This is a genomic window from Pelatocladus sp. BLCC-F211, from assembly GCF_041928655.1.
Taxonomy (GTDB): domain Bacteria; phylum Cyanobacteriota; class Cyanobacteriia; order Cyanobacteriales; family Nostocaceae; genus Pelatocladus.
This window is the reverse complement of the sequence record NZ_JBHFLM010000065.1, coordinates 1-11749: the sequence shown is the minus strand read 5'-3', so window position 1 is coordinate 11749 and position 11749 is coordinate 1. Positions and strand designations below refer to the sequence as shown.

Sequence of the window (11749 nt, the reverse complement as noted above, 5' to 3'; positions counted from 1 at the left end):
TTGGGTTACTCTGCGAGAAGCCGCGCAGGGCGCGTCTACGTTCCTCAAACGCCAGGTGCTACAACTCTTGGGACCCCCGCAACGCACTGGCTCCCCAACCTACGCTAGTTTTAGTTTTTAGCCTTAACTGAACCGTATTGAGACTAACCCAACCCTGACTTCAAATCACCCCGCGCCTTCTCCAACGCCTCTGGTAACTTACTCGCATCGCGTCCGCCGGCTTGGGCTAAATTTGGTCTTCCACCGCCGCCACCGCCACAGATTTTGGCGATCGCACCGATAAATTTACCAGCTTGCAGTCCCTTCTGATTGACTTCTCTTGAAAAAGCAGCCACTAAGCTAACTTTCCCGACTTCGGGAACCGAACCCAGCACCACCGCCGCACCTGCACCAACTTTTTGCTGTAACCGTTCCGCAGCAGTTTTCAAAGACTCTGCATCAACGTCTTCCAACTGGGCGACAAGAATTTGATAATCGCCTACAGTTTCCACAGTTTGCAAGAGTTGGTCAGATTTGACGATCGCCAACTGTGATTTGAGATTTTCTAATTCCTTTTGGCTGGTTCTCAGTTCATTTTGCAGAGTTGTAATTCTGTCTGGTAACTCTTCTGGCTTAACTTTGAATCTGTCGCTTAAATCTTTGACTACTGTATCGCGGACATGCAAGTAATCTAGAATTGCTGGTCCAGATACAGCTTCAATCCGCCGCACTCCAGAAGCAACACCAGCTTCAGAGATAATTTTAAATACACCAATCTCAGCGGTATTACTGACATGAGTCCCGCCACATAATTCCATTGACACGCCAGGAAAATCAATTACGCGCACTTCATCGCCATATTTTTCCCCAAACATCGCGATCGCACCTTTGGCTTTTGCTTCGGCGATGGGTAAAATTGCTACTTTTGCTGAGTGCGCCTCTGCAATCCAAGTATTTACCTGTTCTTCAACTTGCTGGATTTCTTCAGAAGTCAATGCGCGAGGACAATTAAAGTCAAAGCGCAATCTGTCGAAGTCCACCAAAGAACCCGCTTGCGAGATTGTATCATCGACGATTTTCTTTAACGCCGCTTGCAGTAGGTGAGTGGCGGTGTGGTTAGCTTGGGCGCGACGGCGACAAGCGCGATCAATTTGGGCGGAAACAGCATCGCCAACTCTCAGCGTACCGCGTTCGATGCGTCCGAAGTGAATATAAAAATCCGATTCTTTCTTGACATCATTAATTGTAACGACGACACCCTCACCACTCAAATAACCCTGATCACCAATTTGTCCACCCGACTCTGCATAGAATGGCGTTTTGTCGAGGACAATTTGCACATCTGTTCCTGTTTCTGCTTCTTCTTCAGCAATACCGTTTACAAGTATCGCTTCCACTTTCGCAGTTGCTGTTGGTTCTGTATAACCTAAAAATTCCGTAGCGTGGATGTGTTCTGCTAACTTGTCGAGAGAACCTTGCACAGTTAAATCGATAGTTTCGTGGGCTTCTCTGGCGCGTTGTCTCTGCTTTTCCATTTCCACATCGAAGCTAGCAACATCAACTGTGAGGTTGTTTTCCTCAGCAATTTCTTGAGTTAGTTCTAAGGGGAAACCGTAAGTATCAAACAGAGTGAAAGCATCTTCACCGCTAATTTGGGTTTTACCTTGTTGTTTCACCTGAGCAATAATTTCCTCAAGCAGTTTTTCGCCTCTTTCCAAAGTTTGCAGGAAGCGAGATTCTTCTCGTTGCAATTCTGCTTTAATGTTATTTTCCCGTTGGCGGAGACTGGGATAAGCATCTTCGGCGAGGGAAATAGCAACTTCCGCAACTTGGGGTGTAAAGACGTTACCTGTAACGTCTCTACGGTAAATACCAATTAAACGCCCGTGACGTACCACCCGCCGAATTAACCGCCGCAATACATAACCACGTCCGACGTTGGAAGCGCGAATTTCATCAGCGATCATATGAATAACAGCACGAACGTGATCGCCAATGACTTTTAAAGAGACTTTGGTTTTTTCGCTACTTTCGGTGTAGTCGATACCAGCGATTTCTGTCGCTTTTTTTATAATCGGGAAAATTAAATCAGTTTCGTAGTTGTTGGGAACACTTTGGAGAATCTGCGCCATTCTCTCCAAACCCATCCCGGTATCGATGTTTTTGTTAGCAAGCGGTGTTAAATTGCCTTCTGCATCCCGGTTATATTGCATGAAAACGAGGTTGTAAAACTCAATAAACCGGGTGTCATCTTCTAAATCGATATTGTCGTCACCCCGTTCTGGATGGAAATCATAATAGATTTCTGAACAAGGGCCACAAGGGCCAGTGGGGCCAACTGCCCAAAAATTATCATCTGCACCCATGCGCTTGATGCGCTTTTCTGAGACACCGATTTTATCCCGCCAAATTGTGTAAGCTTCGTCATCTTCTTCGTAGACGCTGACAACGAGGCGTTCTGGGGGTAATTTAAAGACAGTTGTCGAAATTTCCCAACCCCAAGCGATCGCTTGTTCTTTGAAATAGTCACCAAAGCTGAAGTTACCCAGCATTTCAAAGAATGTTTGATGGCGTTTGGTGCGTCCGACGTTTTCGATATCATTGGTGCGGATGCATTTTTGGGAAGTCGTCGCCCGTTTGAATTCTGAGGTGCGCTGTCCCAAAAATATCGGTTTAAATGGTAGCATCCCCGCGATCGTCAGCAGTACTGTCGGATCTTCTGGAACAAGGGAAGCACTTGGGAGTATCTGGTGTCCCCGTTGGGAATAGAAGTCAAGGAATAAGGTGCGTATTTCGTTACCGCCGAGGTACTGGGGATGAAAAGACATGGGTTTTTACACGAAGACTAGGGAGTTGGGAGACTGTTAGTTGTTGGTTGTTGTTTGTTGGTCGTTGGTTGGAACAACTACTAACTACTAACCACTAACCACTAACCACTAACTAGTACAGCACGGCGTAAATAAACAGACCGTTTAAAACAGCCTAAAAGCCTGAAATAAAAGACTTTTGACTTTTGACTTCCGCGAAGCGGTACTAGTCTCTCTTACACAAAAAGTATGCCGCAGAATAGGGCTGCTGTACCACCAATTACGTAATACTTCTCAAGGGGGATTACTAGCTCAGTGTAATTCCATAACCAACTTTTGACAAAGTCGCTGTCTGATGTGCCGCTATATAAAGCTGCACAATTTCCAGACTTTAGTAGGATGATGAGATTAAGTTAGGTTGAATAAAATAAAAGTCTCAAAATCGTACTATTTTCATCTATAGAGGTCGTTTATGGCACTGAAATTAACAGTCCCAAATATAGCGTGTGAAGGTTGTGCTGAGACAATTCAAGAATCTATTCACACGATGGAACCTGATGCAAAAGTCGCAGTGGATGTCAAAGCTAAAACTGTCACCGTAGAATCCGCAGCATCGGAAGAGTCCATTAAGCAAGCAATTGTTGCTGCTGGATATACTATTGAAGGCTATCAATAATTATTCTTTCAACACCAAAATTTCCGATTCGGATATGTCATTGGTTCTTGGTCATTGCTAAGGGTTTCAATGATATTTACGTTTCGTAACTCGTGTTATGTTTATTTTCGCAGATTTACTTAATTTGCAAAAGTAATTTTGCACCATTACAGGAAAGGAAAGTTTTAAATGTCAAAAGGTAAAGGGAAAAATTACCCTTGTAAACCTGTTCCTTTACCTGATCCTTGATTTGTGTAATTAATTCATTCATAACTCAAATAATTCCGCATAGCTTTTTCTGAATTATTTGATTTTTTACTCTGATTAATAGTTGTGGGGTAAGATTTTCAAGAGTATTTATTGCAAGAGTCCCTATTGCCTTTTAATGCTTAAATTTTGACTGTAACACCGAGGTGATAATTATACAGTTTTGTAGGGTATGTCAGTACGTAGCGGTAATCACGGATAATTAAATCAAATTATTCATGAAGCTGATGTCAGTACATAAATACCTGAAAGTTATACGGACAAGGAAATTTAGTTTTTGCGGAAAATAATTAAGGCAATACTTTTATCTTCTTAAAATCTTAAAGGATTGAATCCTGGAAATTACAGTAATACTTTTATACATAAAAAGATTATTCAGTATTTTTACTGTTTTAAATTCAGGTGATCTCGACAGAAATTAGGTATCAGCAATATTAACTGTAGACACTGTAATAATAATTAGTCTTTTCAGGAGATAAACATTGAAAAAAAGTTGCTTGTAGTTCGCACAGATAAACAATAAAATTAAGAGGTCATACCCCTAACTAGACATGTAAGTATATTTGAGTAAAGACATTAAACCTGAATAGGTTTGACTAGAGTTATTCCCTCAAAGTTGAAATGAGGCAAAAAGCAGAACAATGAAGATTTCTATTCTGATCTTTGGAAGTGATAAATTTATCGCCAGACTTCCAGATCAGATATGTGATGCAAATTCTTTTAATTTAGAAGTTATCACTAATCTTAATCAGGCGATATCTTGCATTCAAAGCACACCACCCGATATATTAATTCTCCAAGCAAGTTGTGATGGCTCTCTAGAACTCTGTTGTTGGTTAAAAGAACAGACCAAATTATCTTGGATCTACTGTATTCTTTTGGAGGATCGCTCTCAATTACTTCTTGATAGAAGTAAGTATGGTAGGGACTGGGAATTAGAAATGACTTCGATCGCACTTCAAGAAGGAGCTGATGCGTATATATGGCAGTCTCCAACAGAATTAAGTAGTAGCCAAAGCCTGTTGTTAGCACAATTAAATGTTGGTTTGCGAAAAGCACAAAAATATCGTGATTTAATCCGCACAAATGATTTATTGTCGGCGATCGCCTTGGCTGATTCACTGACAGAATTGAGTAATCGTCGGGCCTTAGAGTGGGATTTACCCAGACAAATCCAAAAAGCCCGTACTAACGGTACTCCTTTGAGTTTGATTATTTTGGACGTTGATTATTTTAAAAAAGTTAACGATACCTACGGACATTTAGTTGGCGATCGCTTATTGCAGTTATTGTCTAACCGAGTGCGACAAAATCTTAGGTATCAGGATACTCCTTTTCGTTATGGTGGAGAGGAATTTGTGATCATTCTCAGCCACACGAGTTGTGATGAAGCAGTTGTGGTGGCGCGCCGTCTTAACCGTATTGTGGGCGAACAGCCATTCGCAATCAACAATCAACTTTCAATCAATGTCACTATTAGTTTAGGAGCAGCTTGTCTACGAATGGAAGATGATGTTAATGGGATCAGTCTGTTGAACCGTGCTGATCAATGTCTATTGCAAGCAAAAGCGGCTGGACGTAATTGTGTGATTAGCTGTGAGAATTACTTGTCTCACCATACCTCTCATCTGCGGGTAGTTTCTTCTTAAAAATTTCATAATTTTATAATTTCTCGTCAATTATTTTTACGCATTCTGAAACTGTTGCCTTCTGTCGCATCGCATCTACCAAAGCTTGATAAGCTGACCAATTTTCTTGCAGGAGGGTTTTGGCTTGCAACGCACAAAAGCGCTGTTTTTGTTCGCAAGCAGACGCAGAAAAACCCAAACTCTTCAAAACTCCTGCTAGTTTGCTTTTATCATCAGCCCCACCTTCAGCATTTTCATACACTAAAGTTTCAGCAGTAATACCTGCCATCCATACGGTACAGTAGCGATCTACCATTTGGGCGCTAAGGCTACCCCGTTCTAATTGAGATGCCAACTCAGCATCATCAAAACTCACACCACCCTGTCCTGGTTGTTTTTGTTTCCAGGCTTCCCAAGCACTGAGCGTATAACCAATAACCGGAATACCTAAAAGATACGCAACCAAAAAGTGTCCAGCTTCATGATGAATGATGCGTTCTCTGTGTTCGGGAGAAAACGCCGCTACCCAATCTAAAAATATAGTTCCCCCCTTACCTTGCAAGCTGAAAGAATCGAAAGTGGCTATCCCCAAAATCGTGAAGGTAGCAAGTGCTGGTATGGTGGGCGATAAATTAAACATTGACCCCAGCAGAGTAGAGAGGGTCATAAGAAAGATAAAAATTGCGACTAAATTTAGGGCTGTTTTACTCATGCTTGATTAATATCTAGCTGCTTTATATTTCTTAATTTAATTATGAAGCGATCGCAGCAAGTATGAGTAAAAATTACCGGAGTACCCCCAGGGGTACTGTCAAACTCTACAAACAATTTTAAAATGCAAGGAGTTTGTAGTTGGCGTTTTATGCTATTTCAATGTACTGACGCACTTGTGACTTTAGCATCTTTTGAGTTTGAAAGATTAGTTAGTTTTTATACTAATTTTTTTAATCAAAAACCAGAAGCGATCATTTCTAATGTGTATGCTGAGTTTCAACTACCTAGTTTAAAATTAGGAATATTTAAACCAAAACAAACCCATTATTTAGAATTTGAGCGTTCCACTAAAAGCAAAATCAGTTTGTGTTTAGAGGTAAGTAACTTAGAAGATGCGATCACTCACTTGAGTGTTTTAGGCTATCCCCCACCAGGAGAAATCATCACCGCATCCCACGGCAGAGAAATTTACGCCTATGATCCTGATGGCAACCGTTTGATTTTACATCAATCCAGCATCTACAGTTAATTAGTCAAAACTATTAGAAATGAGAATTAGTTTCTAGTCATTATTGACTTACCATGGACAAATGACTATTGTACAGACGCGATTAATCGCGTCTAATTCCTAAAAAAAATGGGTATAACGCAAAACTATAAATTAAATCTAATTCAGTGGTATCCCGGTCACATTGCCAAAGCTGAAAAGAACCTGAAAGAACAACTCAAGCTTGTAGATGTGGTGCTAGAAGTACGGGATGCGCGCATTCCTTTAGCAACCTTCCATCCCCAGATACCACAATGGGTAGGAAGTAAAAAACGGCTGTTGGTGTTGAATCGCTTAGATATGATTTCTGACCAAGTACGTCAGTTGTGGATGGATTGGTTTAAAGCTCAAGGTGAACAAGTTTTTTTTACCAATGCCCAACATGGTCAAGGAGTCACGGCGGTATCAAAAGCAGCACAAGCCGCTGGTGTGGAACTCAATCAAAGAAGACGCGATCGCGGTATGTTACCCCGTCCAGTCCGGGCTGTGGTGATTGGTTTCCCAAATGTTGGTAAATCAGCTTTAATTAACCGCTTGGTAGGACGACGAGTAGTTGAAAGTGCAGCCCGTCCTGGTGTCACTCGCCAATTGCGTTGGGTGCGAATCTCTCAAGATTTGGAATTACTTGATGCTCCTGGTGTAATTCCTGCTAAGTTAGAAGACCAAGAAGCGGGATTGAAATTGGCTGTTTGTGACGATATTGGCGAAGCAGCCTACGATAATCAATTAATCGCAGCAGCATTCATAGATTTAGTGAATGAACTTTATGCGATCGCACCCGATTTGTTACCAGAAAATCCCTTGCGATCGCGCTACAGTCTCGAACCAACATACTTCACAGGCGAATCATACTTGCACGAATTAGCAGAGTTGCGTCATAAAGGTGATGTTGAACGAACAGCACGCCAAATTCTAACCGATTTTCGTAAGGGTTTGTTGGGTACGCTTCCCTTGGAACTTCCGCCAGATTGGTGATCCTATTTTGAATTTTGGATTTTGGATTGACTCCATAGATAAATCTAGGGGCTTGGAAATTTGAGATTACTCTGTCGAGAAGTCGCACTTCGTGCGTCTATGGATTTTCATTTGATTCAAAAGATAAATCCGCTTTCTTGTACCCTGCTCGAAATTATCAGTCAATTTCCACCACAAATATTTCTCGTTCGACTCTTCCAAATCCAACCAGATTCAGGAGAGCTAATCTCTATCCATCCACCTTCTTCTCTACCTGTAACTGTCAATTTACTTCCGGCTTTGACGACTTTTCCGGTTCTCCTACGTCCAGATGATGAACGTAAATTAGATGAGCTAACAACAACAATACAACTATCTTTTTCTTTGACTTTGGCTTGATTTTTATTAGTTGTTTCTTGTGTTTCTGGGACTTGATTTTTTGCAGTTACAGAAGAAGGTTGTGGTGGGCGACTTGTAGTAATCACACCATAAGTAAGGATGATGCCAGCACCAGTACCAAAAATCAACAATGGTAACTGGCGACGTTTCATCTGGAATTTACCCCGTGATCCAAATAAATGAAAACGGGGAGATTTCACCAAATTCTGTCCCTGTGGTCCCTGTCGTATGGTTGGTGGAATTGTGGGTGTTGATTCGGGTGGGGATAGAGGAAGTGTGGTATTATCTGGTGGAATGTAGCAAGGTTTTGCTAGTTCTTGGAGCGATCGCATCACTTTGGTTGCAGACAAATATCCTTGTTGCCAGTAGTCTTTTAATATCTGATTGACAACACCTGCTACAACAATTGGTGTGTTGGGATTAGTAATGCTATCTACTACTTGTCGCGCATCGGTTGCTGAGTGATAGCGGTATTTGTAATATTGACGCACCATTTTAGTTAAAATAGCTGCCAAGCCATCACTAACTTGAGCATGATGCTGCCATATTATCTCCCCGCTTACAGGTTCTTCACCTAAATTTTTGGGATGCAGGCCTGTCAAAGCTTGAATTGCAATCATACCCAAAGCATAAATATCACTATTAGGATACGGTCTACCTAGTGCTTGCTCACTTGGCATATACCCAGGTGTCCCAATCGGAATTGTCTCATTTTTCAGTTGGTCTGGTGTCATCTGCGAATACATCTTCACTTGCTTGACAGCACCAAAGTCAACTAAAACCATTTTATTGTCAGAACTGCGGCGAATTATATTATGAGGCTTGATATCTTGATGAATTACCTCGTGACTGTGGACAAATTCGAGGATGGGTAAAACTTCTTGTAGTAGATGAATGACTTGGTTTTCACTCCACTGTACACCCGGTTGCAATTCCATCGATAGGGGATTACCAGGAACAAATTCTTGCACCAGATAAAATTCTTCGTCTTCCTCAAAGTAAGCAAGTAGTCGAGGAATTTGGTCATGATTACCTAGTTTTTCCAGGGTTTCAGCTTCTCTTTTAAACAAGCGTCTAGCTGTTTCCAAAAAATCTGGATCACTAGTAACTGGTTGGAGGTGCTTGACTACACAGGAGGGATTTCCAGGACGGCGAGTATCTTCGGCTATATATGTATGACCGAATCCACCTTGACCTAGTAGCTGAACCACCTGATAGCGCCGATCTAGCAATTTGCCAATCATGCTACGGCTAAACTCATATGCAAAATTAACAACAATAGACTTTTCTAATCATAAGTAGTTTCTTCAGGATTAATCAGAAAATTTGTGTATATATATCAAATTATCTGATTTTTGCGGGAATGCGATCGCTCTATCAAGCTACTTTTTTTACTAACATCGCAGCCCTGATTCTCAGTATCAATGCTGTACTTGCTGTAAAAAATATACCAATTAATATATTTCTCCAACTAATTTCTTTTCCGTTCGCACTCACCAAAAACACTTCTAGCATCAAAGAAGGTAAAAGTATACCCATAATCAGCAATAATCTATGAATTATTTGCTGATGTTTAGCCAAAATAGAAAGTAGTGCCAAGTAAATTCCTAAAGGTATAAAATTCAAAGCATAGTAAAATATTTTATGTTCTATAGGAATTAAATCTAGCAAATTAAATGAATAAGAGTCTTGTAAGTTATCCACGTATACTTGAATAGTTGAACGAAAATAACTAATGATAATATGATGCGATTGTTTGTCTGTAAAAACATTTGGAATATTCAGTTTTATATCCCCCGCGTTTTCTCCAGTAATTGGTGTTCTTAAGCGCAAGTTTAAAGCTGTTCCCTGCTGTCCTAAAGTAAAATTACGACGCAAGTGATCAATAGAAATTGACACAATTCGAGCAGGACCAGTTTGATTTGTGTCACTAGTAGCTACAATTGTGCTGATTGTAAATTCAGAGGTGTGAGATATTCTTTTATTCAATTTTTTCACAGAGTCGGCTGTTTCTAGCCAATTAGTGGAACTTAACAAAGCGCCTCTATTTTCCTGAAATCCTGAAGGCTGAATACGCCACAATAATTTGGGTAAATTGCCACTTTTATCCCGATAGTAAGACTTGCCATTCTTATCTAATTTATAAGCAGCTAACAGAGAATTTCCAAAGTTATCAAAATAATTTTTATCTGCAAATATCTCTGTAACTTCAATAGCTGACATGGCTCTATCAGTAATATTCACTTCAGAAACGTAACCTTGCCAAGGTCTATTCCCTGTGGCTTCATTACCAATTGTTAGCGGATAATTTAAGTTCCAATTACTTAAATAGGTTGTACTTTGCCAAAATACTAAATTCAGAGATGATAATAATATGTATCCCAGGCAAAACACAGCTATTTTTTGATTAATCTGTCTATTTGTGTTGTTCTCTATTCTCGCTAATGTGTAGGCAAAATTCTGAGAATAAAACCAATTAAAGCAAAGCCAACCCACAAAACCACCGATACTATTATTAATAATATCGGCGGGAGTGGGTGTTCTACCAGGCAGAAAAACTTGCAAAACTTCGACAATCGTTGATAAACCTGTACTTATTAATATAACTATTAAAATTTCCAGTGCTAGGTTTACCCTTTTTCGTTGTAAAACACTGCTAGCAAAGAACCCTAAAGGTATAAACAATAAAATATTATTGACTTGGTCTTGGAAAGAACTAGCATTACTAAAACTCGCAATCAGTTCTTGCCAAGAAAAATCATTTGGGAAGAAAAAGGTACAGGGATAAAGTGTCGCTACCAGTATTACTAATATACTCATAGCAATAAGTGCGTAATTTTTAGTGAATTCGACAAAATGAGCGTTACGAACTATTTGACGTTTATTCATAGCCGCCGATTGTACTTATACAATTTACTAATTTTATCTATCTAAATATGTATTCCCTTTAATTTTATTGAATTACGTAATAGCTAGGTAAAATTCTCATTAAAATTCTAGTGATTTACCAATCTTAATATAAGTATTTTTGATTATTTGAGATAGCACAATCAAAGTTTAAATAATTAAAATATTGTGTAAAAATTTTGTAAAAAAATTGTAAATTAAATTTTTTATGTTGATAAAATAACCGCAGAATTTACTAAATAACCGCAGTTGTCGGAATGGTTGAGAGAGTGCCATAAAGAATAAAGGTTTAAACCTGGCATATCCCCCCATAGATTAATCACAACCATGATTGAACTCAAACTGCGTTTGCAAGAGGGAAACACAGAAAGAACAGTAACAGTCAATCAAGATGTCTTCACCATCGGGCGATTACCAGAGTGTGATTTGTACTTGCCCTTTGGGGGGGTTTCCCGTTGTCACGCTCGTTTGTTGAAAACAGCTGCCGATATGTGGAGTATTGAGGACATGGGCAGCAAAAACGGCACACAGTTGAACGATCGCCTTGTCACTTCTCCCCAACAGGTGCGTCACGGCGATATTATTTGGCTGGGAGATGTGAGTGTAGTCGTACTGTTGGGGGAACCTGTGGAAACAGTCATACCAAAACAGGTGGACACAGCCGAACAAAAAACTATTTTTCACAATGTAAAACAGCTGCAAGAACAGTGGATACAAGCTGATAGCCACAATGGCGATATCAGCAACAAAGTTGACACTCCCCGCTCTAAAGAGACGGGGATTCTAATTTCATCCTAGTTACTTGCTCTACCAGGTTTTCACCAAGCAAAGTAGAGGTTACTAGTCCATTAGCGTTACTTCGGGAATGCCCTTCCCTAGCTTTTGCAAGATT

General features: G+C 40.2%; 8 protein-coding genes and 1 pseudogene. 5 read left to right on the top strand and 4 right to left on the bottom strand.

Annotation, left to right across the window (positions count from 1 at the left end; translation table 11 throughout):
* Positions 1–143: 143 nt before the first annotated feature.
* Positions 144–2807, bottom strand: a complete 2664-nt coding sequence (alaS, locus tag ACE1AT_RS07665; RefSeq protein ID WP_374866919.1) for an alanine--tRNA ligase — start codon at positions 2805–2807, stop codon at positions 144–146.
* Between the two features lie 451 nt (positions 2808–3258).
* Between alaS and ACE1AT_RS07660 the strand changes: the two genes are divergently transcribed.
* On the top strand, positions 3259–3462 hold the full coding sequence (locus ACE1AT_RS07660; RefSeq protein WP_374866917.1) for a heavy-metal-associated domain-containing protein: 204 nt from the start codon (positions 3259–3261) through the stop codon (positions 3460–3462).
* 887 nt (positions 3463–4349) lie between these two features.
* Positions 4350–5357, top strand: a complete 1008-nt coding sequence (locus tag ACE1AT_RS07655) for a GGDEF domain-containing protein (RefSeq protein WP_374866915.1) — start codon at positions 4350–4352, stop codon at positions 5355–5357.
* Between the two features lie 13 nt (positions 5358–5370).
* Here ACE1AT_RS07655 and ACE1AT_RS07650 read toward each other — a convergent pair whose 3' ends face one another.
* Positions 5371–6048, bottom strand: coding sequence for an ATP-dependent Zn protease (locus tag ACE1AT_RS07650; RefSeq protein ID WP_374866913.1), 678 nt, complete (start codon positions 6046–6048; stop codon positions 5371–5373).
* Positions 6049–6171: 123 nt separating this feature from the next.
* Between ACE1AT_RS07650 and ACE1AT_RS07645 the strand changes: the two genes are divergently transcribed.
* Both ACE1AT_RS07645 and ylqF read left to right on the top strand, forming a co-directional pair.
* The gene (locus ACE1AT_RS07645) at positions 6172–6579 is read left to right on the top strand and encodes a VOC family protein (protein WP_374866911.1); all 408 of its coding nucleotides are present in this window, start codon (positions 6172–6174) and stop codon (positions 6577–6579) included.
* Between the two features lie 108 nt (positions 6580–6687).
* Complete coding sequence (ylqF, locus tag ACE1AT_RS07640; RefSeq protein WP_374866909.1) at positions 6688–7572, top strand: ribosome biogenesis GTPase YlqF; 885 nt, start codon at positions 6688–6690, stop codon at positions 7570–7572.
* Between the two features lie 161 nt (positions 7573–7733).
* Here ylqF and ACE1AT_RS07635 read toward each other — a convergent pair whose 3' ends face one another.
* Together ACE1AT_RS07635 and ACE1AT_RS07630 are read right to left on the bottom strand one after the other, a co-directional pair.
* On the bottom strand, positions 7734–9194 hold the full coding sequence (locus ACE1AT_RS07635) for a protein kinase (protein WP_374866907.1): 1461 nt from the start codon (positions 9192–9194) through the stop codon (positions 7734–7736).
* A 133-nt stretch (positions 9195–9327) separates the two neighbouring features.
* Positions 9328–10839 (bottom strand): VanZ family protein, encoded by a 1512-nt coding sequence (locus tag ACE1AT_RS07630; RefSeq protein ID WP_374866905.1) that lies wholly within the window; start codon positions 10837–10839, stop codon positions 9328–9330.
* Positions 10840–11184: 345 nt separating this feature from the next.
* On the opposite strand from ACE1AT_RS07630, the pseudogene ACE1AT_RS07625 reads away from it, so the two are divergent.
* A pseudogene (locus ACE1AT_RS07625) lies at positions 11185–11607 on the top strand (FHA domain-containing protein); the annotation flags it as partial.
* Between the last annotated feature and the right edge of the window lie 142 nt (positions 11608–11749).